This is a genomic window from Hymenobacter sp. BT18 (genome assembly GCF_012273015.1).
In the GTDB taxonomy this organism is placed as follows: Bacteria; Bacteroidota; Bacteroidia; order Cytophagales; family Hymenobacteraceae; genus Hymenobacter; species Hymenobacter lutimineralis.
Genome location: NZ_CP050954.1, coordinates 4,465,451 through 4,491,234, shown reverse-complemented (window position 1 = coordinate 4,491,234; position 25,784 = coordinate 4,465,451). Strand labels below are relative to the sequence as shown.

Here is a 25,784-nt window from a genome sequence, read left to right as displayed (position 1 = left end):
GCCGAGCGCGAACAACTAGAAACTCAAAACCAGCAACTCTAAAGAGGCCCTGACTATGCGTAGTCAGGGCCTTTTTTAGTGGGCATGCCGCGTAGCCAGCAGAAGCGCGTACTTTTGTGCTATGCTACTTCGCCGGGCCCAGGCTGACGATGCTTCGCGCATTGGGCAGCTCTTCTACGACACCATCACGCGCATCAACGCCGCCGACTACTCGCCGGTGCAGGTGGAGGCGTGGCGTGGGGGGTGGCAAAACCTGGCGGGCTGGCAGGATAAAATCCGGGAGCAGTACTTTCTGGTAGCAGAGCAGGACGCAGAGTTAATGGGCTTTGCCTCCCTCGCGGCCGATGGCTACCTGGATTTTCTATTTGTGAGTGCCGACCACCAGCGCCAGGGTATTGCCCGGCAGCTTTGGCAGGCATTACTGGCCGAAGCTACCCGTTTGGGGCTTACACAGGTCTACACCAATGCCAGCTGTACCGCCCGGCCTTTCTTTGCTCATCAGGGGTTTGTGGTGGAGCGGGAGCAACAACCCGTAGTACGGGGCGTAGCCCTCACCAACTATCGGATGGTACGCCCACTACCTTCCACTGCACCCGATACCGACTTTTAACTCTTGGTTTTACTGTATTCTACAGCCTTGCGCCTGTATGCCCTGCTGTTGCGGCTGGTGGCTCCCTTCGTGCCGAAAGCCGCTCAGTGGGTGGCAGGCCGGCAGGAGCTGCTGCCGCGCATCCAGGTGGCGCTACGGCAGGAAAAGGCGCCACTGGCCTGGTTTCACTGCGCCTCGCTGGGCGAGTTTGAACAGGGCCGCCCCCTCATGGAAGCTTACGCCGCCCGGCACCCCGGCCACAAGCTGGTGCTTACCTTCTTTTCCCCCTCGGGCTACGAGGTGCGCAAAAACTGGCCCGGCGCCGACTACGTGTTTTACCTCCCCCTCGATACCGCCGAAAATGCCCGCCTGTTTCTGGATGCGGTGCGGCCGCGGCTGGCGGTGTTTGTGAAGTACGAGTTCTGGTACCATTTCCTCACCGAACTGCGCCAGCGCCAGATTCCGGCCATTTGCGTGTCGGCCATCTTCCGGCCTGAGCAGTCGTTTTTTCAGCCCTGGGGTGGCTTCTTCCGGCGTATTGTGGGCAGCTTTACCCACATCTTCACCCAGAACCAGGCATCCGTAGACCTGTTGCGCAGCGTGGGCATCACGCAGGCCAGCGTAGCCGGCGACACGCGCTTTGACACGGTGGTGCAAACCGCCTCAGCCCCGCCGCGGGCGCTGCCGCTGGTGGATGCCTTTACCGACGACTGGGCCCCGGTGTTCATCATTGGCAGCAGCTGGCCCGAAGACCTGCCGGCCCTCACGCCCCTGCTACAGCAGTACCAGGAGCAACTGCGGTTTATTGTGGCCCCGCACGAAATCAGCGAAACCAACCTCCGGCTGGTGGAAGAAGCCTTGCCGGGCCGGGTAGTGCGCTACTCTACGGCCAATGCCAGCACGGTAGCCCACGCCCGTGTGCTGCTGATGGACAACGTGGGTTTGCTCAGTCAGCTGTACCGGTTCGGGCACTTCGCCTACGTTGGTGGCGCTTTCGGCAAGGGCCTGCACAACACGCTGGAAGCCGCGGCTTTTGGCCTGCCCCTGTTTTTCGGGCCCACGTACCACAAATTTCAGGAGGCGCAGGATCTGGTGGCGCTGGGCTGTGCCTTCCCCGTAACCTCAGCTGCGGAGCTGCTTACGGCCTTTGGCCCGCTGTTTCATAACGAGGAAGGTCGCCTCACCGTGCAGGACCTCAGCCTCGACTACGTACACGACCACAGCGGGGCCACCAATAAAATTATGCAGTGGCTGGCGGAAAGATGAAGAAGCCAGTAACCGGATAAGCCCTCACCCATTCACTCATTCACCCACTGACTCCTTCACCGCATGACGGGAACCATCGTTAAATCTACCGGCTCGTGGTATGTGGTGCGCGAAACCAGCACGGGGCAGCTGCACCGCTGCCGGCTGCGCGGCAAATTCAAGCACAAAGGGCTGAAGGTGAGCAACCCGCTGGCGGTGGGTGACCAAGTAGATTTTACCGTGGAGGAGCAAACCGAAGGCGCGGGCGTGATTCACCACATCGAGCCGCGCCGCAACTACATCATCCGCCGTTCGGTGCACAAGACCGAGCATGCCCACATTGTTGCCGCCAACCTCGACCAGGCCCTTTTGGTCGTCACACTGGTGTCGCCGGCTACATCTTTTGGGTTTATCGACCGGTTTCTGGTCACCGCCGAAGCCTACCACATTCCCGTCACCCTCATTTTCAACAAAGTCGACCTCTACGACGAGGACCTGCTCGACTACCAGGAGCAGATTGCCGGTATGTACCTGCGCGTGGGCTACCCCAGCTTGCGCAGCTCGGCCCACACCGGCCAGGGTGTAGCCGACATTGATGCGCTGCTGGATGGCAAGGTTTCCTTGCTCTCAGGCCACTCCGGGGTGGGCAAAAGTACCCTGATCAATGCGCTGGTACCCGACCTGGATTTGAAGACGGCCGAAATCAGTGAGTTTTCGGATAAGGGCGTCCACACCACCACCTTCGCCGAGATGCTGGAGGTGCGGCCCGGCACCTACCTCATCGACACCCCCGGCATCAAGGAATTGGGACTGGTGGATATGAAGCCCGGCGAGCTGGCCCACTACTTCCCGGAAATGCGCGCCCTGCTCAACCAATGCCGCTACCACAACTGCCAGCACCTGCACGAGCCCGGCTGCGCCGTGCGCGAGGCCGTAGACCAGGGCCGCATTGCGCTGCCCCGCTACGACAGCTACGTGAGCATGCAGCAAGGCGACGACAACCGGAAGTAAATGAGGTAAGAAGCCCGATAATAAAGCGTATGTCATCCTGAGCATGTCGCGCATCAAGCGACATGCTCAGGATGACATACTTTTCACCCATTCTACTTATTCGGCCGGCGGCAGAAGTACCTGGTCGATGACGTGGGTGATGCCGTTGCTCGACACGACGTCGGGAATAGTGACGGTGGCGTTGTTGATCATGACCTTGCCATCCTTCACGGAGACTTTCACTTTCTCCCCGTTCACGGTGGTTAGCTGCTGCCCGTCGCGGAGGTCGGCGGCCATGATGCGGCTGGGAATGACGTGGTATTTGAGTACGCCCTGCAGCTTTTCCTTACTTTCGGGACGCATCAGGCCCGCTACAGCGCCGTTGGGCAGATTATTGAAGGCCGCGTTGGAAGGTGCAAACACGGTGTAGGGGCCGGCGCCTTTGAGCGTTTCGGCCAGGCCGGCGGCCTGCACGGCCGCTACCAGGGTGGTGTGGTCCTTGGAGTTGGCGGCATTCGCTACAATATCCTTATCGGGCGTCATGCGGGCGCCGCCTACTTCTACGCCCTGGGGCTTGCCCATCCGGGCCGAGTCGGTGCTCATGGCGGCGGAATCCTGCAGGGTCATGCCCGTGGGCTCGGTGGTTTCGGTGGCGGGCTGATCGGTACCGCAGCTGGTGAGCAGCACGCTGCCGGCTGCGCAAAACGCCATAGCCGCATTTCGTAAGGTCTTCTTCATCAAAAAAATCGAGTTAGGTGGAGGAAAAGGAAAGTGGGAACTGCCCGCATTTGTTGGGCGAAGATAGACTAGCGCCCCACTTACGCACGCATCCGGAGGCCGGATGTGGGCCCGCCAAATTGGCTACCTTTGCCTGGCCCCGCCGCTTTGGCCTGGGGCATTCACTTCTATTCTTCCCTCCATGAAAACCGCCGAAATTCACACGAGCAAAGGGGTTATGAAGGTCGAGTTCTACGAGCAGGACGCGCCCAACACCGTTAAAAACTTTACCGACCTGGCCAAGCAGGGCTTCTACGACGGCCTGAAGTTCCACCGCGTCATCCCGAACTTCGTGGTGCAGGGCGGCTGCCCCAACTCCCGCGACGGCGCCAAGGGCACGCCCGGCACCGGCGGCCCCGGCTACAAAATTGACTGCGAGCTGAAAGGCGGCAACCAGTACCACGACCGTGGCGTGCTGAGCATGGCCCACGCCGGCCGCAACACCGGGGGCTCCCAGTTCTTCATCGTGCACTCGCGCGATAACACGGCCCACCTCGACGGCAACCACACCTGCTTCGGCAAAGTAGTGGAAGGCATCGACGTCATCGACCAGATCAAGGCCAATGACGAGATTCAGAAAATTGTGGTGAGCGAGAACTAAGCCTCCTTGCCCAAAAAGCAAAAAGCCCCGCGCACTTTTCGGTACGCGGGGCTTTTTTAGTAGGCTGTGTCTGCAAAGTTGTTCAGATCTATTCGACCGTCATGCTTCGGCTTCGCTCAGCATGACGGTCAACGAACTCGAAATGAATTTTCGGACACAAGTAGCCGCTAGGGTTTCACCCGCACGTAGCGCTCAATGTTAATCCGGTCTACACCGGCGCTGGCTACCTTCTCCACCCCACTTTGCGTGAGGGTATCGTTTTGTAACGAGAGGGTGAAGGCAAAATCATTATCCTCCCAGTTTCGGGCGCTACAATACTCCAGGTGCTCCCGGTAGAGGCTGTCGTTAAGGGAATACCTACCGCCCCCCGCCACAAACACCGCCGCTGAATCCTGGCCTTTGCTTAAGTCGTGCTGTAAAAAGGCGAAATGGGTGTCATTGATGACTTTGATAAAAGATTCGTTTTTGCTGGCGGCGGTGGTTACCGTGTCTCCCTTTTCAATAATGGTTCTGTTAACAAGCTGCCAGGTACCGGTTATGGGCATTTTACTGGCTTTTGGAGTTGTCTGCGTTTCAGAGGTGCATGCCAGGAAGCTGACAACTACAGCGGTGAGGGCGACGACCGTTCCTGTTCTCATTGAATTGGTTCTTTTACAGATCCTGCACTATTGCTACTACGTTAGCCAGAGCACCGGGCTTTTATACTACCCGCGTAACTGGCGGCGGCTAAGGTAGCCCTATTGTATATAGACCTTTAAAGCTTTTTGCGCACGGCGGTGTCTAGGCAAAAACCCACCTCCCTTTGTTCAACGGCTAGGCGGACTTTCGACGCTGCCTGCCATCAGCCACAACACATAGCGGAATTGAAACGCCCCGCGCATCTTTCGATACGCGGGGCGTTTCAACGTTAAGCATCTGGCAACTCCTCGGGCTTGGGTGGCCGGACAAACCGGAGAAACTCTTTCTCCATAGCGCCAAACTCCTGGAAGTTCCGGCGGCTTTCTATCAAGCAAACTTGGTTTGGGCCATAGGCGTCCTCCGGATTATCCAACTGATATCGGTCATCCTTCCAAAAGCACACTTTACAAATTTCAAAGCTGTTGCTGCGACCTTCCGACAAAGTGAAATAGCCACAGCACGGACACTGGTAGTTACCGAAGCGGTTAACGGCATACATGGATGCTATTTCCGCTTGCGCTTTTTCGAGGACTGGTAGTCCTCGTCATCATCGTCATCGTCGCCGCCGAAGTTGGGCATGGTGAACATGCTGCTGAGCAGGTCCTTGAACTGGGCGCCGGCGGTAAGGCGGTTGCGGGAAATCAGGCTCATTTCGGCCATGCCGTGGAGGGCAAACTCCATCCAGAAGGCGGCGTTTTCCTCGGTGAGCTCGGCAGGTACGCTTTGCTGCACCAGCTCGCGCAGGCCGGGCACCACGCCCAGCACCTTCTGGTACTCCTCGTCGGAGGCGTCGTGCAGCAGGTCGATGGTGCGGGAGCCAAACCAGTCCTGCACGGGCTTGTAGGGGTTGGGCTTGTCCTTCTGCTTTTTGGCTTTCTCGGGGTCGGGGAAGTACTGCAGGAACTGGGTGCGGATGGCCTTGCCCATGAGCTTCTCGGCCACGATGCCGGCTCCCTCCTGCTCGCCCTCGTACACCAGCTCTACCTTGCCCGTCACGGCCGGCACGGCCCCGATGAAGTCGCCCACGCGCACGTAGGTTTTGGCTTCGCCGTTGATGAGGGCGCGGCGCTCGGCCCCGGCAATTAACTGCTCGTAGGCCGAGATGGTGAGGCGGGCCGACACACCCGACTTGGCATCCACGTACTCCGAGGAGCGGGCCTCAATGGCAATCTGCTCCACCAGATCGTGCACTACCTCGTTGGTAGTCACCAGGCCGCGCTGCTCCTCGCGGATGCGGGCTTCCTGCTTGGTGATGCGCTTCCCGATTTCCAGGCTCTTGGGGTAGTGGGTGATGATCTGGGCGTCGATGCGGTCCTTGAGCGGGGTCACGATGGAGCCGCGGTTGGTGTAATCCTCGGGGTTGGCCGTGAACACGAACTGGATATCCAGGGGCAGGCGCACCTTAAAGCCCCGAATCTGAATGTCGCCTTCCTGCAGAATGTTGAACAACGACACCTGGATGCGGGCCTGCAAGTCGGGCAGCTCGTTGATGACGAAAATGCCCCGGTGGGCGCGCGGAATCAGGCCGAAATGAATTACCCGCTCGTCGGAGTACGGCAGCTTGAGCGTGGCCGCTTTGATGGGGTCGGCGTCGCCGATCAGGTCAGCCACTGATACGTCGGGCGTAGCCAGCTTCTCGGTGTAGCGGTCGTCGCGGTGCAGCCAGCTGATGGGCGTGTCGTCGCCTTTCTCCTCAATGAGGTTCTTGGCAAACACCGACAGCGGCTGCAGGGGGTCGTCGTTGAGCTCGGAGCCGGCTACTACTGGCACATACTCATCGAGCAGGCCCACTAGCAGGCGGGCAATGCGGGTTTTGGCCTGCCCGCGCAAGCCCAGCAGGTTGATGTGGTGCCCGGCCAAGATGGCGCGCTGCAGCTCCGGAATCACGGTTTCTTCGTAGCCGAAGATGCCGGGAAACACGTCTTCTTTCGAACGGAGTTTGGTAATCAGATTGTCGCGCAGTTCCTGCTTCACGCTGCGGGGCTGGTAGCCGGACTGCTTCAGGGCACCGAGGGTGCGGATATGGTCGTGGTTCATCGAGATAAGTAAGGGAATTCGAGCTTCCTGAGTAAGGTAACCGGCAAAGCGGGTCGGAGGTTCAGAAAGTAGGGGGCCGATGGTTATGGGGCCGGGACTTGCGCCTGCCCGCCGTATGCGCCACATTGCCCGGGTATAGCCGCGTGGCGCGGACGCCGGGCGGGGACGAGCCCCGCCCCTACCTCGTTTATCTGGGAGAGGCACCCACCCCGCCGCTGCACGGCACTGCAACTAGCCCGCACGCCGGGCGGGGACCAGTTCCGCCCTACTGCTCACATTTTCAGGCAGAAATAGCCCGCAAAAGCTTGTCGTTACCGACCTAAAATATCTATACTTGCTAATACTCCCTATTCTTCATTTCTCATGAAAAAATTCTTCAAAATTATTGGCGGCTTGGTGGCCGTGGTGGTGCTGGCAGTGGCGGGCTTTGTGGTATTCGTACAAGCCCGGGGCATCCCTTCGTACGACGTGCCTAAGGCACCTGTCAGCCCGGCACCGGTTGCTACGGCGGCGCAGGTGGCCCTGGGCGAAAAGATTGTGCTGGCCACCTGCGCCGACTGCCACCGCAACCCGGAAACCAACACGCTGGCCGGCCAGAAGCTGCGCGACCTGACGCCGGACTTTGGCGCGGTGTACTCAGCCAACATCACCCAGGACAAGCAGCACGGCATTGGGGCCTGGACGGATGCCGAGCTGACGACCCTGCTACGCACGGGCATCGGTCGTGACGGGCGCTACCGCGTGATTATGCCCAGTTTCGCGCTTATGTCGGACGAGGATATGCAGGGTGTGCTGGCTTTTCTGCGCTCCGACAACGCCTTGACCCGGGCCACGCCCACGCCCTCACACGAGCAGGAGCCTTCGTTTCTGCTGAAGGCCCTTACCAACACGGTGATGAAGCCCACCCCCATGCCCACGGCCGCCGTGGCTACCCCTGCTCCCACCGATGCGCTGGCTTACGGCCGCTACCTGGTAGTGGGCCGCTACAAGTGCTACGAGTGCCACAGCAAGGACTTTAAGAGCAACAACCCCCTGGAGCCCGAAAAATCGGAAGGGTACCTTGGCGGCGGCAACAAGCTACTGAACCTGCAGGGCCAGGAAGTAGTGTCGCGCAACCTCACCGCCGACGCCGAAACCGGCCTGGGCGACTGGACCGAGGCGCAGTTCGCGCAGGCCATCAAATTCGGAATGTCGCCGCACGGGCCGCTGAACTACCCCATGCCCAAGTACTCCCAACTGGCCGATGAGGAAGTAAAGGCGCTGTACGCCTACCTGAAGTCGGTGCCCAAGCTGCAGAACGCCACCCCCGAGGACAAAGGCGCCGTAGCCGCCCGGTAGGGACTATTTGCTACAAGACTACGGTACCAATCTTCCTGTTGAGCGGAGCACTCGGCCAGCATCATTCAACGAAGCGGGAGTGATGCTTCGACTCCGCGGACGCCAGATGAAGCAGGACAGACTAAAGTGGCGCGTCCGGCCCATCTCTTATTAGCTCATACCCAAGCGGACACCCTCATTCATGGGGGTACCCGCTTGTCGTTATGGCCTGCCCATCACATGCTTATGCGAGTGACACGCAGGGTCGTGCGGCTTACCTTTGTAACACTTCACGCCTCTTCTTCCTGCTATGAAAACCTTTTTTCTCTTCATCAGCTATGGCCTAGCCGCCGCCCTGTTTTTGGCCGCATACGCAGCCATGTTTGCCAGTCTGCGCGGGCTGCCCCGTTACCCACTACCTGGCCTGCGGGCCCAGGCAGTACCCGGGCTCCGGCCTGCTGCCAAGCCGGCTACTCGCCACCTTGTGGAGCCGGCCTTCTTTAAATCCCGCCAGCGCGTAATTCCGCGCCAGCCGGCCCTGCTACTTGCTGCCAAACCCTCCGTGCAGCCGTATTGCCAGGGCTAACGCCGCGTCTCACATCATCATGCGAGTGCCCCGCGTATAGCCCGCCGCTACTTTTGCTATCCTGAATTCCGCCTCTGTTTTCCCTTTTCGAGCTATGAAAAAAATCTTTCGCATCCTAGGCTTTACCGTGGCCGGGGTATTCTTTCTGGTGGCCTGCGCCGCGGCATTTGTGAGTGTAAGCGGCATACCTTCCTACGACGCCCCCAAGCCCCTGGTAGCCAAAATCGACTACACGCCGGTGCGGGTAGCGCAGGGGCAGAAAATTGTCAACTCCATGTGCGCCGACTGCCATTTGAACCGCACGACCGGCGCCCTCACGGGCAAGCCCTTGGATGATATGCCGGTGGCTTTCGGGAAGGTGTACTCGGCTAATATTACGCAAGACAAGCAGTACGGTATTGGGGCCTGGACGGATGCCGAGCTGGTCGGCATGCTGCGCACGGGCATCGGCCGCGACGGACGGCAACGGGTGATGCCCAACTTCGTGCATATGTCGGACGAGGATGTGTACAGCGTTATTACCTACCTACGTTCCCCAGCCGCCCAGGTGCAGGCCGATCCTACACCCTCGCGCGAGCAGGAACCGTCGTTTCTGCTGAAGGCCCTCACCCATACCGTGATGAAGCCCACGCCCATGCCCGCCATGCCGGTAGTAGCTCCACCCACCTCGGATGCGGTAGCCTACGGCCGTTACCTGGTGATGGGCCGCTATAAGTGCTACGACTGCCACAGCAAGGACTTTAAAACCAACAACGACCTGGAGCCCGAAAAATCGGAAGGCTATATGGGCGGCGGCAACGAGCTGACCACGCCCACGGGCCAGCCTATTCTAAGCCGTAACATCACGCCCGATCCGGAAACCGGCATCGGTGACTGGACGGAAGGCCAATTTGTGCGGGCCGTGCGCTTTGGCTTGTCGCCCCATGGGCCACTCAACGCCCCCATGCCCAAGTTCTCTTTGATGGAGGAAAGTGAGGCCAAGGCCATTTATGCCTATCTGCAGACCGTGCCTGCCCTCAAAAACAACGTTCCGGCCTTTGGAACAACAGCTGCCGTGGCTACGCGTTAGGGAAAAACCATACGCCACGGACTAGAAACGGCGGCCCTTCTGGTGGAAGAGGGGGCCGCCGTTTTCTGCTTGTAGGGACGAAGCAGACTGACGTGATGAGGCGGGCAGCACGGGGCAGCGGCAGGCAGACGCACCATCTTCGATGGCTAAGGCTACTGCCAGGGGCGCCTGTTACCTTTCATTGGCTAAAGCCTTTTCCAAAACCGCTACCACCTCCGGACCAGAAGAAGGCCGGGGAGCCGCCCCGCGCCAGATGCGCCCGTCGCGCCTGATAACCCAGTAGCTGGGGAAGCTGCTTACCCCGTAGGCCGACGCAGCATTGGAGGCACCGGGGTCGAGCAGGTGCACGCTGTTGGAGCTGACGAGGGCAAACTTGCGGATGGCCTGCTGCCATTCCTCGGCTTTGCGGTCCACGGAGATGTACAGAAACACTACGTCGCGGCCCAGAAACTGCTTTTTAAGTTTCTCCGCGGCAGGCGCTTCGGCCAAACAGGGGCGGCAGCTGCTGTACCAGAAGTCAAGGTAGATGACTTTGCCCTTGAAATCAGCCAGCGAGACGGTTTTTCCCTGAGCACTGCGCAGACTGAAAGCGGGAGCCGGCTGGCCAGTTTGCAGGCCTGCCATAGTCTGCCAGGCAAGGCGCACATTCCGCACATACATAGAATCCTGAGTGCGGGCAAAATACGTGGGCAGCAAGCTCCCTACCGCCTGGCGGGCTGTAGTTGGATGGTCGTAGAGCTGGCCCATCAGCAACTCCCCTATTACCTGGTCGCGTAAAGGGGTTTCGCCCAGGTCGGCCGTGGCCCGCGCATACAGCTTCTCCGTCAGGCCGGGGGCTGAGGCTAGCTGACCCGAAGGCGGCAGCAAAAACAAGTAACTGTAGGTGCCGTGGAAAAAAGCCAGCGTCTGCATAAAAGCGGGCCGAGCGGCCCACATCCCTTCGGCGGGCAGCGGCATCATTTTCAGGAAATCAAAATAGCCGGCTGGTAGCGTAGGCTCCTGCTGCGCCTGCCCTTTCTGGTTGCCCGCATAGCGCAGAAGGGACAAGCCCCGCTGCAAATCGAGCAGCTGCCGACGCATAGCAACTAACTCCGCAGGCAGCGGCGCTTTGGCCTGCCAGGAAGCCAGGGTATCGAGTTGGCGCTGGCGGTAGGCATCAGCAAACTGCACAAACTCTGCGGGCGTAGCCGCCCCGTGCTGGCTTTCGGGCAGGTTCCCGAAATCGCAGTCAAAGTGGCGCTGGGCCTGGGTGAGGTAGTTGTTGACGTGAGCCCCTCGCCCACTAAACCGCAGGGACTCCAGCAGATTTTTCCGGTCGACGGTGAGCGTAAGCGAGTCGCCGGGGCTGAGGTATACCGTGAGGGAGTTCCCCATCCCCAGCTGCGCATCAAAGGCTTCAGTAAGACCTGTCAGACGCATTTCAAACGAGCCGTCGGCGGCGACTGGGAACTTGAGCTGGGTACGCTGGAGCTGGTCAGGCTCTTTGCGCCACAGCCGCACGGTATCGTTGGGCGCTGCATTGCGGATAGTGCCGCGCACTACAGCAGTCGTAGGCGGTGACAGCGCAGGGGCGGCACGCACGGCGGCCGGGCGTGCCGTGGTGCAACCGCACGCCAGCAGGAGCAGATAGCAATAACGTTTCATAGGTGCAGGAGACACAAAAAGCCGCCGAAGTAACAAACCTTCGGCGGCTTTTCTGCTAACCCTCACGCTGCTAAGAAGCTAAGTATTTTCTGAGCAACGCCGCTCCTTGGCCACTGCGGCTACAGGGACTTGCGGCGGTTGCGCTTGTAGTCCTCAAAGATCATATGACCTAGACCTTTCAACGAGGAGTAGTAGGCCTTACCCTGGTTTACTTCGGTGAACTCCTCCACGAAGCGGCGCAGATACGGGTCGTCGGCAATCATGAAGGTAGTGATGGGCACCTTGAGGCGGCGGGCGGCGGCGGCCAGGTTCAGGGTTTTGTTCACGACTTTGCGGTCCAGCCCAAACGAGTTTTTGTAGTAGCCGGTGGGCTCCTTCAGGCAGGTGGGCTTGCCGTCGGTAATCATGAAGATTTGCTTGTTGGCCGTTTTGCGCTTGCGCAGCAGGTCCAGGGCCAGCTCCAGGCCGGCCACGGTGTTGGTGTGGTAGGGGCCTACCTGCAGGTAGGGCAAGTCCTTCACCTCAATCTGCCAGGCGTCGTTGCCGAACACGATGACGTCGAGGAAGTCCTTGGGGTACTTCTGCTTTACCAGCTCGGCCAGGGCCATGGCCACCTTCTTGGCGGGCGTGATGCGGTCCTCCCCGTACAAAATCATGGAGTGCGAAATGTCAATCATGAGCACCGTGCTGGTCTGCGACTTATGCTCGTTCTCACGCACCTGCAGGTCGCCTTCCGTGAGCATGAACTCGCCCGAGCCCAGGCCGTGGTTAAGCTGGGCATTGCGGATGCTCTCGGTCATGGAAATCTGGTCAAGTGAGTCGCCGAAGCGGAACTCGCGCATGTCGGTGCTTTGCTCGTCGCCCTGCCCGGTGTGGGGGGTGCGGTGGTTGCCCGTGCCCGACTTCTTGAGCTTGCCGAAGATTTCCTCCAGGGCCGAGCGGCGAATGTTCTGCTCGCTCTTGGCCGTGATGTTGAACGCCCCCGGCTCCTGCGGATTCTCATCGATGTAGCCCTTCTTCTTGAGGTCTTCGATGAAGTCACCCATGCCGTACTCGTTGTCGGTGAGGCCGTACTGCTTGTCCAGCTCATTCAGCCACGACAAGGCCTCGGCCACGTCGCCGCTGGTGATGGTGACGAGCTGCATAAATATCTTGAAGAGGGAGTCGAATCCTTTTTCGGACGACTCCTCGGGCGTGAAATCCCGAAAACGAAAGCCTGCGGACATAATTCAAAAGAATGAGCACTTAGAACAACGCGGGGCCGATTTTAGTTGTGAGGATGCCTTGGTGCAGCCGATTACTATGGCTACTACCGCCTCGCTCATTACCGATTCACCTTCTTTCCAATCCCTCATGAAAGCTATTTGGAACAACACCGTACTCGCGGAAAGCAATGATACTGTGGTCGTTGAAAACAACCATTATTTCCCGGCTGATTCCTTGAAGCAGGAATATTTTGAAGACAGCATTGCGGGTACTACCTGCCCCTGGAAAGGCCGGGCCAGCTACTACTCGGTGCGCGTAAATGGGGAGCTTAATAAGGACGCGGCCTGGTACTACGCCGACCCCAAGCCCGCCGCCGAGCAGATCAAAGGCCGGGTGGCTTTCTGGAAAGGCGTGCAGGTAGTGGCCTAGCGCAACCCGGGGCCCGCTGCCGCGGTAGAAAGAGCATGTTCAGACCCACCACTACCGCCGCCCGGGGCGCCGCCAGCCTTGCTTCGGCTAGCCTGTTTATTTGCCTGCTCAGCAGCTGCGACTCGCAACGCTCCACCATCGAAAGTACGCCGGAACTAAGCCAGAGCAGTGCGCCTACGGCGCCCGCCACCACGGTCAGCTTCCGCAAGGAGTTGGCTGCCGACGATCTGCGGTTTCTGGTGCAAACGACGGGAGAAGGGAGCAGCCGCCAGCTTAGCGTGCGGGCCGAGAAAAACGGTCGGGAACTAACCACAACGACCCAGGCCCTGGATGGCACGGTTACCGATGCCGTGGTCACGAACCTGAACGAAGACAAGTACCCGGAGCTGCTCGTGTTTGTGCGCGATGCCGGCACGGGGTCCTACGGGCAGTTGGTTGGCTACGAGTTTATGAATCAGGGCCGCAAACCCGTGGCACTACCGGCACTTCGGGGTAAAGCCGCCACGGGCTACCAGGGCCACGACGAGTTCCGAATTGAAGGCCGGGAATTGCTGCGCACGTTCCCCGTGTTTCAAGAGGCCGACGCCAATTGTTGCCCCAGCGGCGGCAAGCGCACCGTTCGGTACCAGCTGGCCGGCACGGGGCTGACCTTCCAGCAGCTCACCTTCGCTGATGATTTATCGGCCAAGTAAGGTGCCTTCTACCTAAAAAAAGCCTGCCCCAGCTTAAGTCCGGGGCAGGCTTTTTTTAGGTAGTACAAACGGACCTATTCAATCCATTTGAACTTGTATTCGAGCTTGGGCACCGGCATCCGGTCGGCCACCCGACGCAGACGATTGGGCAGGGCCATGATGTACTCCCGGGCTTTTTCGGCCGCCCCGTTCAGGTTCGAAATCTGGTCGATTTTCCAGTCCTTAATCAGGGTTTCCAGAATGTCGGTGTAGTCCTGGCTGGTGTACACGCCCAAGCGCTGGGCGGCGTCGGTAAAGTGGCCGAAGGTCTTGCCCATGTCTACGCCCAACTCGCGCATGTAGTGAGCAGGCATCACAATCTTTTTGCGCATCATATCCTCGAAGGCCAGCATCATCTCGCTGGGGTCTACTTCGAAGATTTTCTCCACAAAGGTTTTGTACACGCGGGCGTGGCGGGTTTCGTCACCTGCTATCATGCCGCAGATTTTGCTGAGCTGGTCTTCACCCACTTTCCGAGCCAGGGTACCTACGCGGCGGTGCGAAAGGTTGGTAGCCGTTTCCTGGTAGCTGGTGTAAATGAAGGCCCGGTACGGGTCGTGGGCCGTACCCAGGTCGAAGCCGTCGGCAATGAGGTACTGGGTGCTCACCTCAAACTCGCGCATGTTCACGCGGCCGCTGAGGTAGAGGTAGCGGTTGAGTAGGTCGCCGTGGCGGTTTTCCTCGGCCGTCCAGCCCCGGATCCACTGGGCCCAGCCGTTGTTGGGGTCGCGCCCCAGGTCATCCAGCTGATGAAACCAAGCCTCATAGTTGGGCAGCGCTTCTTCGGTAATGGTGTCGCCAATGAGTACGGCCAGCAAGTCGTAGCTCAGGTCTTTGGCCCGCTCGCGCAGCTGCTTTACTTCATCGAAGAAAGAATCCAGGCGTGAGTCGGGGAGGAAATCGGATGGCTGCCAGCTGTTCTCTACACTTTTCAGAAAAGAACCCAGGTTCTCTCGCAGGAAAGGTTCGAGATACTGCAGCACTTCCCCGCGGGAAGTGAGCGATGCAATCATGGTGGTAAAGAAAAAAAGGGAGTTCGGGAATCGAACGCCAAATGTATTGATTCACTTTCAGCACATACGCGGTAGGCCGGGCCGTTCCGCCTATAAAATTTTGGCTTTTATCGGTATTTTACCGTTTGCAGGGCCATTACATACAGCCTTGGCACGGGCGTGTATGCACTGCTTACCCGCTCCCGCGTCACCAGCCGCCACTGCGGCTCGGCCGGGGCAGTGCGCAAAGCGAGCTGCTTGTTGAGCAAGTAGGCCGTAGCAGGTGTCAGATACCATTTCACGGCCGCCCGACGGCGCGCTAGGCGCTGCAGGGCCAGCACCACATCGGTAGTGCCCGTTAGGTGCTTACGTAACTGGGCCTGCGAAGGATCGGCCGTGTACCAACCGGTGACGGACATAAACAGCACATTGCTTCCGAGGCGAGGCCGACGCCACGGGCTTTGCGCTTTGTAGGCCAGCTCCAGCACGTCCGTGACGACCACGGCGGCCGGGTACGTGCGGCGGCGCATTTCCCGGAGCAGCTGCAGCCCCCGGTGCTGCTCGGCGCGCAGCATCTGCCGGCGGTGCCCGGTCTTGACGGCGTAGGGCAAGGCCGCTATGCCCATCACCAGTACCAGCGCCCGCACGGCCCGCCGCTCCGACTCAATTTGGTCGCGCAGCACAAAAATCAGGGCGCTGAGCACCACCAAGTCCAGCAGTGGCAAGGCCAGCCGGGGGGGCAGCTTGAGCACTACGCCCAAACCCAGCAGCAAAACTGCCCAGGCAGCCAGTGCCAGCCAGAACTCCCACCGCCGCCGCAGGTCGGGATGCGCCAGCACCCAGGCCAGCAGGGTAGCCATTGCAAGCAAAGCCGGGAAGTAGTCCCGAATCAACAGCAGGATGGTAGCCCGCAGCTTGAGGGGGGCCACGTGCTGGCGAAAAAATGGTGCGTCGGTCTTGGTTGCCCGGGTAAACAGCGCCTCATTCACCAGCGTGGAATCGGCGAGCATCCAGTTGGCGGCCAGCTCCAGCCCCAGGGAGTCAGCAGCCGACTGGGGCCGGAGCTGGTAGAGCTGGTAGTCGTTGAGGTTGGATTTGAGCACGTCGAGGCGGCGGTAGGCGGCCTCCGTGGGCAGACGCAGCAGGGCTACGCTTAGGCCGGCCACCAAGGCCCAGGCCAGCGCCCCCGCTGCCAGCGGCAGAGCCCGGCGGCCACTCAGCCACCACATCCCGGGCAGGGCGGCCAGCAGGGCTACATCGGCGGCGCTGGGCCGGATCAGCCAGGCCACCACAAAGGCACCCAGGCCTACCGCCTGCGCCCAGCGCTGGCCGGGCCGCTGGGCCGCAAACAGCAGCCCGCAGCCCGCCAGCAGCACCGGCACGCGCAGGTAGTTAAACCACAAGGCGTGCTCCAGCCACAGCGTACCGTAAAACAGCACCAGCAGCAAGGCAATCTTCCAAGTAGGCACGCGCCCGCGCAGAAGCCGGTCGATGATGGCAAAGGCCAGGGCCGTGGCCCCGTACAGCAAGCCGAAAAGCAGGACGCCGTACCAGGGCACGGCAGGCCAGGTCTGGCAGAGGAAAGCCAGCAGCGCGCTTAGCCCGTGCAGGTACAGGTGCAAGTCCCCTACCGGGCCGGCCGCCGTGACGCCCCGGATCAGTTGGATGATGGCCAGGTCGTCGTTGGTTTCGAAGTAGCATCCCAGCTGCAGGCCCGTAGCCAGCAACAGCGCCGCCGGCAAGAGCAGGGAGTGCACAAAACGAGGCCAGCGCGGGAACATGACTGCGAAGGTTGGACGAAGAATCGGGAATAGAAAATTGGGGCTGCTTACCGTACAGGTTTCCGGTGAATGTGGTTGCTTTGCGGGTGTGAACCGCTCCTTTCTTCGTCTGCCTCACTTCGCGTTGCTGGGCGTGGTGCTGTTTACCACCGTGTTCTTCTGGCTGGCCCACGAAGGGCTGTATGCCCTTGATGACTATTACTACGCCCGCTACGCGCACCAGCTGCTGACGGGCACCTTTCGGGTGGAGCCTGACCCCCTGGGCCTGCTGCACGACCCCCTCAAGGAACGCCCCCTGATTTTTGGTCCGGTGGCGTTGCTGTACCGGCTGTTCGGCATTTCGATTATCACCACCACGCTCTGGCCGCTGCTGGCTACGCTGGGGTGCGCAGGGTTGCTATGGGCACTCTACCGGCGGCGCCACCCCGTGACGGCGGCGGGGGCCATGCTGCTGCTGGGGCTGCACTACTTCACCCTTAACCTGGCCACCTACCTCTACCCCGATAATATTCTGATGTTTTGGTGCCTGGCCAGCGCCGCAACTTTGCTACACGGACGACGCCCGCCGCAAACCCGGCCCGCAGCCTGGGGAGCGGGCTTTGCCTTTCTGAACTTTGCCGCCCTGCTCAGCAAGGAAACCATAGCCTACTACCTGCCCTTTTACCTACTGCTGCTGGGGCGCGACGTGTGGCGGCGGCGACACCTCCGGTTCTGGGTTGTGGCCCTGCTGGTGGGCGGAGCACTGCTGGCCGGGCTGCTGCTTTTTTACCAGCACTACACCCACGATGCCCTCTACCGGCTCCACCTGATTGAGAATACCAACGCCTTCCTGAGTGAGGGCAACTACCTCTCGGGCAACCGGGCCAGCCTGGTGGCCCGCCTGACCTGGCAGCCGGTGGGCTTTCTGGTGGGCAGCGGCCTGGGGGTAGCTTTCCTGCTGGCGGGCCGGGCTGCTGTGCCCGCTTCGTCTACAACCCAGGAGCCGAGTGATGCCCGGTTCTGGCTGGCGCTAGGCGGCTGCACGCTGGCTTTGTACTGGTGGGGCAGCACTTCGCTGGCCCATTACAACCCTATTTCGCTGCTGCCGCGCATGACCACTCCCCTACTTCCCCCGCTTTGTCTGGCCGCGGGATTTGGCCTGGAGCGGCTGGTGCGCTCTGGCCGCGGGGCGGGGCTGCTGGGTGGCCTGCTGCTAGGCTGCGCCGCTTGGCTGCACAACGGCGTTTCCCTACTCTATGGCGGTATGGGCGTATTCTGCCTACTGCTGGCCAGTCGGCAACAGCTACGGGGATTCTCCCGCTGGCTGGCCCCCGGCTCGGCTTCCTTAGCGGTGGGGGCCATAGCTGTACTGGGCGCGCTGCTGGTGGTGCGCCCGGCCTACATCATGCTCAAGCCCACCAACTCTGCGCATTTTGCCCAGCAGCGCCTCATCCACCAGTACCTGCAGGGCAAGCCCGGCGGGGTGGTGCTGGTAGACGACTACCTGATTGGCAACTACGACTTTTTCTACGATTTCCGCGTGCCCACTACCCTTTCGTACCGTCGTTACTGGGCCCGTGACTCGGTACAACTCGGTCCGGGTCAGCACGCTTGGCTGCTGCTCAACCGCAGTATCCTGAGCAACGACGAGCTTACCCGCAAGCTCATCCGCTACTCCCCCGACTCCGTGCTGAGCTGGTTTCCAAGGCGGCGCCTGTTGGCCCAGGATGGCACCGTGGAGCTATATCAGGTTTCGCTGCCTACACCTGCTCATGAGAACAGGCCGTTAGAACCAGCGCAGCACGCGCAGGGCTCCGCCCAGTAGTTGGTCGGAAGGCTGCACTGCCCGGAGCTGTTGCAACAGCTGGTATAGCTCCCAGGCACCGGTAAAGCTCCGCCAGCGTGCGGCCTGGCGCATTTCCCAGCGCACCCGTTCGGCCAGCGCCTGCCGCTCCGCAGCATCCCGGCAGAGCAGCAAAGCTTTCCGGCAGACTTTGATGGTGGACGCCAGGTAGGGGTCGTGGGGGCGGTAGCCGCGCCGGGACATGGCCTGGGGGTGGCGGCGCTTTTGGGTGGTTACCTCATCCAGCAAGTAGAACGCCCAGTCGCGGGCAGCCCGTACCCAGAAATCGAAATCCTCATAGGCCAAGGTTTCATCGTAGCCGCCCAAGGCTTCCAGCGTGGTGCGGCGCATTAGCATGGTGGGCGTGCTGATGAAGTAGCGGCGCAGCACGTCGGCAAACACCCACCCGCTGGCGGGCTGCGGGTCCAGAATCCGGCCCTGCGCATCCCGCCGGAAGTGTCGCCTCATCACCCGCCCCTGTTCGTCAATCAGCTCGGCATCGGAGTACACCACACCGTAGCTGCCGGGCAGTTGCTGAAAAGCGGCCACTTGCTTGGCTACCCGCTCGGGCAGCAGCACATCATCGGTGGCAAAGTCAATAACAAACTCGCCCCGGGTGCGCGCCAGACCCTGGTTGAAAGCCCGGCAGTTGCCCAGGTTTTCGGGCAGCAGCAGCAGTTGCCAGGTGGGGTTGGCCGCCGCATATTCCTGCAGAATGGCCGCGCTGCCGTCCGTGCTGGCATCATCTACCAATATCACTTCCAAGTGCGGGTAGGTTTGCGCCCGGATAGAGTCCAGGGCCGGGCGCAGGTAGGGCGCATGGTTGTAGCACAGGGCCACAATGGTTACCAAGGGAGCGGGCACCGGGCTAAGCATAACGACGGGGCCACCACACGGACCTGAAATAAACCAGCCCGGCCAGCAGCACCAGCCCGAAGCGGGCCGCGTGGGCCAGGGGCGCCCCCAGCAGGCCGTAGCGGGGCAGCAGCACGGCCAGCAAGAGGGCATACGCCCCCGCCGACAGCGCCTGCACCAGCACGTAGCGGCCTACCTGCGCCCGGGCCGTCAGCAGAAACAGCAGCAGCCAGCTCATGAACTTGGCCCAGTCGCCGAGGAGCTGGGGGCCCAGCAGTGGGGCGGCCGCCGCAAATGAGGTGTCAAACAGCAAGGGCAGCAGCCTCCCGCGCAGCAAATACAAAGCCCCCAGCCCCAGGGCCAGGACTGGCCCCAACAGCCCCAGCACCGTGCGCACATACTTCCGCAGCTCTGCGGGCTGGCCCGCCAGAGCCGCCAAGCGGGGATAGTACACACTGCTCATCACGGCCGAGAAAACCATGGTATAGTTGTCCGACAGCTTGGCTACGGCCTGCCACAGGTCGGTCTGGGCCAGGGAAAAGTAGCGAATCAGTAAGCTGCGCATGGCAAAATCCACGGCCTTGCTAAACAGCAGAATGCTGACGGCCATGAGCAGAAAGCGCCCCAGCTCCCGTAGGGCCGGTCGGCTCACGGGGCCCCGCAGGCGCGGCAGCAGCCCTTGGCCGAAAGCTACCCAGGCCGTCGGCAGCAGTGTAAGCCCCTGCCCCAGCAGATACGTCAGCAGCAGCGTGGGCACCGACCAGCCCAGGCCCAGTCCCACGCCCACCGCCAGCAGCCCGAATCCGCTCAGCAGCGTGGTCAGGACCACGTAGGCGCGCAGCCGCCCTGCCGCCAGCAGCACCGTTACCAGGTAAGTGTGCCCGGTGAGCACGGCTATGCCCAGAGCAAACAAAGCCACCCACAGCCACGAGGGGCTAAACACCCCGAGCAGTTCCGTACGGCCCAGGGCCAGCACGGCCGCCCCCAGCGCGAGCACCAGGGCATTCAGCACCAACCCGGCGCCAAACCAGACGCGGTACCGCCCTGACCCGGCCCGCAGGGGAGCCAGGTATTTTACTACCCCACTATGCACCCCGTCGTTGGGCAGGGTGGTAAACAAGGCCATCAGGTTCTGAAAATGCGCCAGCAGCGTGAGGCCGCCGGGCCCGCCGTAGAGGGCCAGCAGTTTGTTGAGGGCCAGGGCGCCCGCCGTGCGCGCCAGAATGGCTACCCCGGAACCGGCCGAGCCGCGCACGAAGCGCCCCGCCACCGAGGGCTGCTTGTCAGCCGGCGGCGCAGTAGAGGGAGCAGAAGAAAACACGCGGCGCAGCATCAATGGGGTTGGCGCCCAAAGGTAAACTTCAGGCTTGGTACGCCACCCAGGTGTTCCTTGAACCGCAACAACGAAAAGTTGGGTTCTTGCCCCAGCATGGACGTTCCCAGGTCGAGGAGCGTCATACCGTTGGCCTGCCCGAAATGGTGCAAGCCAGCCGTGAGCAGCACCACCGGGCTAAACGCGTTGAAAGCCCGTGGGCTAGCCGGCGCAAAGTTGTAAAGCACTGCCCCGTTCACCCGCACGGCAATGGTGAGGGCGGCCCATTCCCCATTGGCATCCCGTACTGAAAACAGGAAATAGTCGCGGGGGAAGCGGCGGAACAGCGCCTGGAGCCGGGCCAGGTCCACCGAAAAGTGCTGTTTTTTTTCCTGCCGGCACTGCACGATAAACTCGTAGGCGGCGGGCAGCAGCAAGGGCGGCTCCTGCTCGAAGTACATACCCGCGCGCTGGCACTTGCGCAGGCGGCGCTTTTCTGAGGAATGCAGCCCGGCCTCAAAAGGATCTGCCAACCTCAGGTGATAGTTGACTTCGGCCAGTTTGATAGCGTAGCCCAGCCCGGTGAGGGTTTGGGTCAGGCGGGCTGTCGTCAGCGGGCTGTAGGCGGCGGGGGCACACTTCAGTTCCACTATTTCGATTCCCTGCTCCTGCAAATAGTGCTGAACGGCGACCAAAAAACAGTGCAGGACCTCATAGGGTACTTGGTTGGTAAGCTGCACGCCCCCGAAAGGAGCTTGGTGAGGGCTGCGCACGGCGTGGGTTACGTCCGTGGCAAAGACCGTGAGCCAGCCCACGGTTTGCTGCTGCCCGGCATCTTCCAGGCAAAACAGCCATTGCTGGGACGCATGCGCGGGCAGCTGTTGGTAGGCCGGGGTGAGATACAGCCAGGGGTCAAAGGCCAGTGGAAGTTCTGGTGCGGCGCCCTGGCCTTCCCGCACCCGCAGCTGGTAGCGCCCGGCAGAAACCGGGAGCGGCAGATACACATCAGGAGCGGGAGTGGCAGACACGAAAGCGGGCGTGGGAGAAAACGAAAGTACGGAAACCCGGTAGCTCTGGTAGCGCGCCTAGCCGGTTTTTGGTCTTTTCGGGCTTATTTGCGTAGGAAGCCCCGGCTTTCTTCTCCTTCCTTCGCCTGCTTTCATGGACCCGCAGCTTTCTTCCTCCCTCACCGCTGAGTCCGACGACCCCTCGGAAACCACCCAGCGCAGCCACGTATCCGACCGTCAGGCCACCCAGCAGGCCCGCGAGCAGGTGGTGGGCCAGCGCCCCGGCACGCTCACGGTCTCGGCCGATGCGCTGGCCCCACGCCTGTTCATGATTTCCTACGACGCCGATGAGTTCATCGAGCACGAGTACGCCAGCTACGACGAGCTATTGGCCTTCTTCCGGCAGAACAGCCACCTGCGCCACTGGATTGACATTCGCGGCTACAACGACCTGGGGCTGATGGAGCGCCTGATGCGCGACTTCGAGCTGCCTGCCCTGCAGATGGAAGACGTGCTCGGCGACTACCAGCGCGCCAAGGTGGAGGAGTTCGGCAACGGCCGCCTGTTCCTGGTTTCGCGCATGACGGACTTCACCTCCCAGCTCGAAGTGGACGACGACCAGCTGAGCTTGTTTACCGGCCCCAACTACGTACTCTCGTTTCAGGACGACTACAACGACTGCCTCGACGCCGTGCGCCACCGTATCCGCTCGGGCCGCAGCCAGATCATGCGCCGTCCGCCCCTCTACCTGGCGTATACCCTCACCGACGTGGTGCTGGACCACTACTTCCCCACCATGGCCGCCATTGGCGACTACATCGAGCATCTGGAGGAACTGATTTTCCGCTCCAAGCGCGCCGACCGCCGCCTGCTGGGCCGCATCCTGCAAGTCAAGAAAGATATTGTGCGCTTTCGGCGGCTGGTGTACCCGGAGCGCGACAAAATCACGGAAATCCTGCGCATGCCCGACGAAGTAGTGTCTGAGGACATGAAGGCCTTTTTCCGGGACTGCTACGACCACGCCATCCAGACCCTCGACCTGGCCGAGAGCTACAAGGAATCCGTCAACAGCTTGGTGGAGCTCTACCTGTCGGACCAAAGCAACCGCATGAACGAGGTAATGAAGGTGCTGACCATCATCAGCTCCATTTTCATTCCCCTCAGCTTCGTGGTGGGCCTGTACGGCATGAACTTCCAGCGCGAAAACCCGCACGGCGGCATCAACCCCCTCAACATGCCAGAGCTCTATCACCCGCTGGGCTACCCGGTACTGCTGGGCGTGCTGTTAGCGGTGGTGATAGTGCAGCTGGTGTACTTCTACCGGAAAGGCTGGCTTAGCTAGCGCAACGGCGCGGCTACCGGCAGGCGGCCATCATTGGGCACGAGCACGCGCTTCAGCTGCCGGCCCTGCACGTGGTAGAGCTGCCAGGCGTTGGCCCCCACATCGTAGGTGGCCTGCACCCCGCCCACGGTGCTGGGGAAGGTTTGGTTGTTGAGCAGCTGGCCCTTGGCATCAAACAAGTACACCTGCTGGGGCCCGGGGTCGGTAATGGCTACGAGCCGGCGGCCAGACCCGTAGTCGAAGAACTGCACCGGCTTTTCGTCGGCCGTGAGGAAGTGGCGCGTGAGCAGGCGCCGCCCCGCCGCGTCGAAGATGGTGAGCTGGCCGGTGGGGTCCTGCCGGGCCACCACGTAGCTTCGCTGCAGCTGATCGGGAATGATGCGGAAGGTGGTACCCCGCGTCCAGGTGCTCAGCCGGTTCCGGTTGAGGATGTACCCGCTCAGGTTGAACTGCACCCGCTCCCCCTGCTGGGTAACCACCGTCAGGCGGCTGCGCTGCAATGTGGGGCCAGCCTCCACGAAGGCAGCCGTGTGCAGACGGGCCCCCACGCTGATGGGGAAGCCGGGATAAGTACCGCCCGCGCGGTCGAAGGCGAAGATGTAGCCATTCTCCAGGAGCACCACCAGCACATCGGAGCCCCCAATGGTGAGGTAGTGCGGCGGGGCGGCCGGGGCAAAGTCCAGCCGCTTGGGCTGCCAGCCCGGCAGGGCGTTGCCGTTGGTGTCGAACAGGAAGAAGTTGCCCCCGCCCCCGCCCACCAGCAGGCGGGCGGGCTGCCGGCCGTCGGCCCCCGAAGTAACCAGGGAACTAGCCTGCACCGAGTCGGGCAGGTTCAGGGGAAAATGCGGGGCCGCCCGTCCCTGCACGTCGTAGTGATACACCCGGCTAGGCGTAGCCACCAGGAAACCCTGGCTGCCGCCCAGCGCCAGGCGCCGCACCGGCCCCACCAAAGGCCCATTGAGCGTATCGGACCAGGCAATAATGCCCTCCGGGGTGATGTAGTGCAGCACGTAGGCGCTGTCCTGGGCCAGAATGCCCGGCGTACGGGCGTTGGCCACGCTCACCAGCACGGGCGGGCTCGTCAGGGGCGTGGGAAAGCGCAGGCCACTGGTTTCGCGGGTGAGGGAGCCGGTTTGCGTGGCCACCGTAGCAGCGGGGCGGCGCAGGAGGATCTGCGTGAAATACTGGCCGGCGGGGCCCTCTTCTACTTCGGCGGGCACCAGCTGCAGCGTCACCTGGGGAAAGCGCTTAAACAGGGTTTCGTTGCGCAGTAGCCCCGCCCGCCGCTCCTCCCGCAACCCGCGCAGCAGCACGTTCCAGCTATTCTGCGTGTCCAAGAACAGGCTGAAGCGGGCCAGGGGCTGGGTTTCCTGCAAAAAAGCCACTTGGGTGGGCGAGCGGGTCCAGACGTTGCCCGCCGCCACATCCTGCAGCCAGGGCCGGAGGGCGGCAGGGTCATCGGCGAAGGCCACGTAATGGCCTACCTGCGCTACGGCCCCCGCCGCCGGAAATCCCCCGAACATGGGCCCGAGCAGGCGGGCAGGCACTTCAGGCAAGCCCAGGCTATGAATCTGGTAGGGACCTACCCGCTCGAAAGCCGGGCTGGACCCACGGGCGCGCCGCAGCTGCCCCAGCAGCGTTGCTACCCGGGTGGGGTTCTGGCAGCGCACCAGCACCAGCCGGGCCGGGGCCTGCCGCGGCGAAGGAGCCGCCAGGTAGCACAGGGCCGCCTCTTGGGTAAACTGGCGCCCGAGGCTGTCCAGGGCGCTGGCCGTAGCCGAATCGGGCGCGGCCAGCGGGCGGCCAGTGCGCAGGCTGCCCGGCTGCTCTACTCCCAGGTGCATGAGCACGGCCGTGCGCAGGGACACTACCTCGGCCATGCCTAGGCGCTGCGCGGCTTGCCCGTGCACGCGCTGGTGCAGGGCGTCGCGGGCGGTTTCGGGGTTGGTGAAGCCGTTCATCAGCAGCTTGTTGCCCGCCAGCTGCACTTCCAGCAGGCCGTTGCGACCCAGGCCCGTCAACACCTGCGCGCTGGGCCGGAGCTCGGGCCGAAAAAACACATCCAGAAAGGGCGGCAGCTGGCGGTAGTTCACCAGCAGGGTAGCATCTACCTCCCGCAGCTGCAGGTAGTCGATGTTGCGGAAGTCGGCCGCTACGGAGGCCTGGCCGGGGTGGCCAATGCGGGCAATGACCTTCTCAATCAGGCCCGGGTTGCTGCTGATGATAAGATGGTTGCGGTAGTTGAAGTACGTAACGCCGCTGCCGTTGCCGCGCTCCTGCACCGCCGTGAGCACGTGGCCCTGGTAGGTGCGGCTGCTGACGCGAAAGCGCGGGTGGCGGGCCAGGGCCTCGGCGGCGGCGCGCACCTGCCGGTATTCACGCACCGTGTTCAGCGGCACCTGGTACAGCAAATCGAAGGAGCCCGGCCCGGTGATGTGCACGGAAGCCAGCACCGTTTTGCGGCCCAGGAAGCGCAGCAGGTTGTGGCGGCTATTGGTCAGGGAGTCGAGCAGCTGGGCGTTTTCTTCCACTTGCTGGAAGTAAGGCAGCGCGGCCAGGTTGTCCCAGAGCTGGGTTTCCCGCAGGTGGCGCACCAGGGTGGGATGGTCGCGGGTGGCCAGCACCAGCACGGCGTCGTCCGGCACCAGAGACCAGGCATCTACGGGTACCTGCGCCACGGTGCGGCGGTAGTACACGTAGGAGCCGAGCGCGGTAAGCAGCAGCAGCCCCGCCAGAAACACCAGTAGCTTATTCGACATGCAGCACGGGGCGGG

At 61.8% G+C, this 25,784-nt stretch carries 23 protein-coding genes; 11 read left to right on the top strand and 12 right to left on the bottom strand.

Annotated elements, in window-relative coordinates; translation table 11 throughout:
• Nucleotides 1-121 precede the first annotated feature (121 nt).
• From HER32_RS19250 to rsgA, 3 genes are all read left to right on the top strand, one after another.
• Nucleotides 122-610 carry a GNAT family N-acetyltransferase gene (locus HER32_RS19250; protein WP_168683040.1) on the top strand — a complete coding sequence of 163 codons (489 nt, stop codon included), beginning with the start codon at nt 122-124 and terminating at the stop codon, nt 608-610.
• A gap of 27 nt (nt 611-637) precedes the next feature.
• Nucleotides 638-1,855 (top strand): 3-deoxy-D-manno-octulosonic acid transferase, encoded by a 1,218-nt coding sequence (locus tag HER32_RS19245; RefSeq protein WP_232066317.1) that lies wholly within the window; start codon nt 638-640, stop codon nt 1,853-1,855.
• Nucleotides 1,856-1,918: 63 nt separating this feature from the next.
• Complete coding sequence (gene rsgA / locus HER32_RS19240; RefSeq protein ID WP_149071687.1) at nt 1,919-2,845, top strand: ribosome small subunit-dependent GTPase A; 927 nt, start codon at nt 1,919-1,921, stop codon at nt 2,843-2,845.
• Between the two features lie 96 nt (nt 2,846-2,941).
• Here rsgA and HER32_RS19235 read toward each other — a convergent pair whose 3' ends face one another.
• Nucleotides 2,942-3,562, bottom strand: coding sequence for a fasciclin domain-containing protein (locus tag HER32_RS19235; protein ID WP_149071688.1), 621 nt, complete (start codon nt 3,560-3,562; stop codon nt 2,942-2,944).
• 181 nt (nt 3,563-3,743) lie between these two features.
• Here HER32_RS19235 and HER32_RS19230 point away from each other — a divergent pair, with 181 nt between their 5' ends.
• Nucleotides 3,744-4,202, top strand: a complete 459-nt coding sequence (locus tag HER32_RS19230) for a peptidylprolyl isomerase (protein WP_149071689.1) — start codon at nt 3,744-3,746, stop codon at nt 4,200-4,202.
• Between the two features lie 167 nt (nt 4,203-4,369).
• Here HER32_RS19230 and HER32_RS19225 read toward each other — a convergent pair whose 3' ends face one another.
• The 3 genes from HER32_RS19225 to HER32_RS19215 all read right to left on the bottom strand — a co-directional run bounded on the left by HER32_RS19225 (nt 4,370) and on the right by HER32_RS19215 (nt 6,917).
• Nucleotides 4,370-4,747: a hypothetical protein gene (locus HER32_RS19225; protein ID WP_232066316.1), complete on the bottom strand. Its 378-nt coding sequence runs from the start codon at nt 4,745-4,747 to the stop codon at nt 4,370-4,372.
• Nucleotides 4,748-5,109: 362 nt separating this feature from the next.
• Nucleotides 5,110-5,379 carry a CPCC family cysteine-rich protein gene (locus HER32_RS19220; protein WP_168683037.1) on the bottom strand — a complete coding sequence of 90 codons (270 nt, stop codon included), beginning with the start codon at nt 5,377-5,379 and terminating at the stop codon, nt 5,110-5,112.
• Nucleotides 5,380-5,384: 5 nt separating this feature from the next.
• Nucleotides 5,385-6,917, bottom strand: a complete 1,533-nt coding sequence (locus HER32_RS19215) for a sigma 54-interacting transcriptional regulator (protein ID WP_168683036.1) — start codon at nt 6,915-6,917, stop codon at nt 5,385-5,387.
• 363 nt (nt 6,918-7,280) lie between these two features.
• Here HER32_RS19215 and HER32_RS19210 point away from each other — a divergent pair, with 363 nt between their 5' ends.
• The 3 genes from HER32_RS19210 (at nt 7,281) to HER32_RS19200 (ending at nt 9,889) form a co-directional block, all read left to right on the top strand.
• A complete protein-coding gene (locus HER32_RS19210; RefSeq protein WP_149071693.1) occupies nt 7,281-8,255 on the top strand; it encodes a c-type cytochrome in 975 nt (324 codons plus the stop codon).
• A 289-nt stretch (nt 8,256-8,544) separates the two neighbouring features.
• Complete coding sequence (locus tag HER32_RS19205; RefSeq protein WP_168683035.1) at nt 8,545-8,820, top strand: hypothetical protein; 276 nt, start codon at nt 8,545-8,547, stop codon at nt 8,818-8,820.
• 94 nt (nt 8,821-8,914) lie between these two features.
• Complete coding sequence (locus HER32_RS19200) at nt 8,915-9,889, top strand: c-type cytochrome (RefSeq protein WP_168683034.1); 975 nt, start codon at nt 8,915-8,917, stop codon at nt 9,887-9,889.
• A 171-nt stretch (nt 9,890-10,060) separates the two neighbouring features.
• On the opposite strand, the gene HER32_RS19195 is transcribed toward HER32_RS19200, so the two are convergent.
• Nucleotides 10,061-11,533 carry a TlpA family protein disulfide reductase gene (locus tag HER32_RS19195; protein WP_168683033.1) on the bottom strand — a complete coding sequence of 491 codons (1,473 nt, stop codon included), beginning with the start codon at nt 11,531-11,533 and terminating at the stop codon, nt 10,061-10,063.
• A 119-nt stretch (nt 11,534-11,652) separates the two neighbouring features.
• Complete coding sequence (locus HER32_RS19190; RefSeq protein WP_149071697.1) at nt 11,653-12,759, bottom strand: vWA domain-containing protein; 1,107 nt, start codon at nt 12,757-12,759, stop codon at nt 11,653-11,655.
• Nucleotides 12,760-12,886: 127 nt separating this feature from the next.
• Here HER32_RS19190 and HER32_RS19185 point away from each other — a divergent pair, with 127 nt between their 5' ends.
• A complete protein-coding gene (locus HER32_RS19185; protein ID WP_149071698.1) occupies nt 12,887-13,168 on the top strand; it encodes a DUF427 domain-containing protein in 282 nt (93 codons plus the stop codon).
• A 35-nt stretch (nt 13,169-13,203) separates the two neighbouring features.
• Nucleotides 13,204-13,860, top strand: a complete 657-nt coding sequence (locus HER32_RS19180) for a hypothetical protein (protein WP_149071699.1) — start codon at nt 13,204-13,206, stop codon at nt 13,858-13,860.
• A 74-nt stretch (nt 13,861-13,934) separates the two neighbouring features.
• On the opposite strand, the gene HER32_RS19175 is transcribed toward HER32_RS19180, so the two are convergent.
• Nucleotides 13,935-14,912, bottom strand: coding sequence for an acyl-ACP desaturase (locus HER32_RS19175; RefSeq protein WP_168683032.1), 978 nt, complete (start codon nt 14,910-14,912; stop codon nt 13,935-13,937).
• Nucleotides 14,913-15,019: 107 nt separating this feature from the next.
• On the bottom strand, nt 15,020-16,672 hold the full coding sequence (locus tag HER32_RS19170; protein ID WP_168683031.1) for a hypothetical protein: 1,653 nt from the start codon (nt 16,670-16,672) through the stop codon (nt 15,020-15,022).
• A gap of 88 nt (nt 16,673-16,760) precedes the next feature.
• On the opposite strand from HER32_RS19170, the gene HER32_RS19165 reads away from it, so the two are divergent.
• Nucleotides 16,761-18,476, top strand: a complete 1,716-nt coding sequence (locus HER32_RS19165) for an ArnT family glycosyltransferase (RefSeq protein WP_168683030.1) — start codon at nt 16,761-16,763, stop codon at nt 18,474-18,476.
• On the opposite strand, the gene HER32_RS19160 is transcribed toward HER32_RS19165, so the two are convergent.
• From HER32_RS19160 to HER32_RS19150, 3 genes are read right to left on the bottom strand one after another with little or no spacing between them, the layout of a single operon-like run.
• A complete protein-coding gene (locus HER32_RS19160) occupies nt 18,438-19,358 on the bottom strand; it encodes a glycosyltransferase family 2 protein (protein ID WP_168683029.1) in 921 nt (306 codons plus the stop codon). The two genes, HER32_RS19165 and HER32_RS19160, sit on opposite strands and share 39 nt — an antisense overlap.
• A gap of 4 nt (nt 19,359-19,362) precedes the next feature.
• Entirely contained in the window at nt 19,363-20,670 is a 1,308-nt protein-coding gene (locus HER32_RS19155) for a hypothetical protein (RefSeq protein WP_168683028.1), read from the bottom strand.
• Nucleotides 20,671-20,681: 11 nt separating this feature from the next.
• The gene (locus HER32_RS19150) at nt 20,682-21,689 is read right to left on the bottom strand and encodes a GNAT family N-acetyltransferase (RefSeq protein WP_168683027.1); all 1,008 of its coding nucleotides are present in this window, start codon (nt 21,687-21,689) and stop codon (nt 20,682-20,684) included.
• A gap of 133 nt (nt 21,690-21,822) precedes the next feature.
• On the opposite strand from HER32_RS19150, the gene corA reads away from it, so the two are divergent.
• Nucleotides 21,823-23,010, top strand: a complete 1,188-nt coding sequence (gene corA, locus HER32_RS19145; protein WP_149071705.1) for a magnesium/cobalt transporter CorA — start codon at nt 21,823-21,825, stop codon at nt 23,008-23,010.
• On the opposite strand, the gene HER32_RS19140 is transcribed toward corA, so the two are convergent.
• Entirely contained in the window at nt 23,007-25,769 is a 2,763-nt protein-coding gene (locus HER32_RS19140) for a hypothetical protein (RefSeq protein WP_168683026.1), read from the bottom strand. The genes corA and HER32_RS19140 overlap by 4 nt on opposite strands.
• Nucleotides 25,770-25,784: the final 15 nt, after the last annotated feature.

Excerpts from the sequence above, each read along its gene's own strand:
- HER32_RS19250 (WP_168683040.1), top strand. The coding sequence starts at position 122 with ATGCTACTTCGCCGGGCCCAGGCTGACGATGCTTCGCGCATTGGGCAG.
- rsgA (WP_149071687.1), top strand. The coding sequence starts at position 1,919 with ATGACGGGAACCATCGTTAAATCTACCGGCTCGTGGTATGTGGTGCGC.
- HER32_RS19235 (WP_149071688.1), bottom strand. The coding sequence starts at position 3,562 with ATGAAGAAGACCTTACGAAATGCGGCTATGGCGTTTTGCGCAGCCGGC.
- HER32_RS19230 (WP_149071689.1), top strand. The coding sequence starts at position 3,744 with ATGAAAACCGCCGAAATTCACACGAGCAAAGGGGTTATGAAGGTCGAG.
- HER32_RS19225 (WP_232066316.1), bottom strand. The coding sequence starts at position 4,747 with ATGCCCATAACCGGTACCTGGCAGCTTGTTAACAGAACCATTATTGAA.
- HER32_RS19220 (WP_168683037.1), bottom strand. The coding sequence starts at position 5,379 with ATGTATGCCGTTAACCGCTTCGGTAACTACCAGTGTCCGTGCTGTGGC.
- HER32_RS19215 (WP_168683036.1), bottom strand. The coding sequence starts at position 6,917 with ATGAACCACGACCATATCCGCACCCTCGGTGCCCTGAAGCAGTCCGGC.
- HER32_RS19210 (WP_149071693.1), top strand. The coding sequence starts at position 7,281 with ATGAAAAAATTCTTCAAAATTATTGGCGGCTTGGTGGCCGTGGTGGTG.
- HER32_RS19205 (WP_168683035.1), top strand. The coding sequence starts at position 8,545 with ATGAAAACCTTTTTTCTCTTCATCAGCTATGGCCTAGCCGCCGCCCTG.
- HER32_RS19200 (WP_168683034.1), top strand. The coding sequence starts at position 8,915 with ATGAAAAAAATCTTTCGCATCCTAGGCTTTACCGTGGCCGGGGTATTC.
- HER32_RS19195 (WP_168683033.1), bottom strand. The coding sequence starts at position 11,533 with ATGAAACGTTATTGCTATCTGCTCCTGCTGGCGTGCGGTTGCACCACG.
- HER32_RS19190 (WP_149071697.1), bottom strand. The coding sequence starts at position 12,759 with ATGTCCGCAGGCTTTCGTTTTCGGGATTTCACGCCCGAGGAGTCGTCC.
- HER32_RS19185 (WP_149071698.1), top strand. The coding sequence starts at position 12,887 with ATGAAAGCTATTTGGAACAACACCGTACTCGCGGAAAGCAATGATACT.
- HER32_RS19180 (WP_149071699.1), top strand. The coding sequence starts at position 13,204 with ATGTTCAGACCCACCACTACCGCCGCCCGGGGCGCCGCCAGCCTTGCT.
- HER32_RS19175 (WP_168683032.1), bottom strand. The coding sequence starts at position 14,912 with ATGATTGCATCGCTCACTTCCCGCGGGGAAGTGCTGCAGTATCTCGAA.
- HER32_RS19170 (WP_168683031.1), bottom strand. The coding sequence starts at position 16,672 with ATGTTCCCGCGCTGGCCTCGTTTTGTGCACTCCCTGCTCTTGCCGGCG.
- corA (WP_149071705.1), top strand. The coding sequence starts at position 21,823 with ATGGACCCGCAGCTTTCTTCCTCCCTCACCGCTGAGTCCGACGACCCC.
- HER32_RS19140 (WP_168683026.1), bottom strand. The coding sequence starts at position 25,769 with ATGTCGAATAAGCTACTGGTGTTTCTGGCGGGGCTGCTGCTGCTTACC.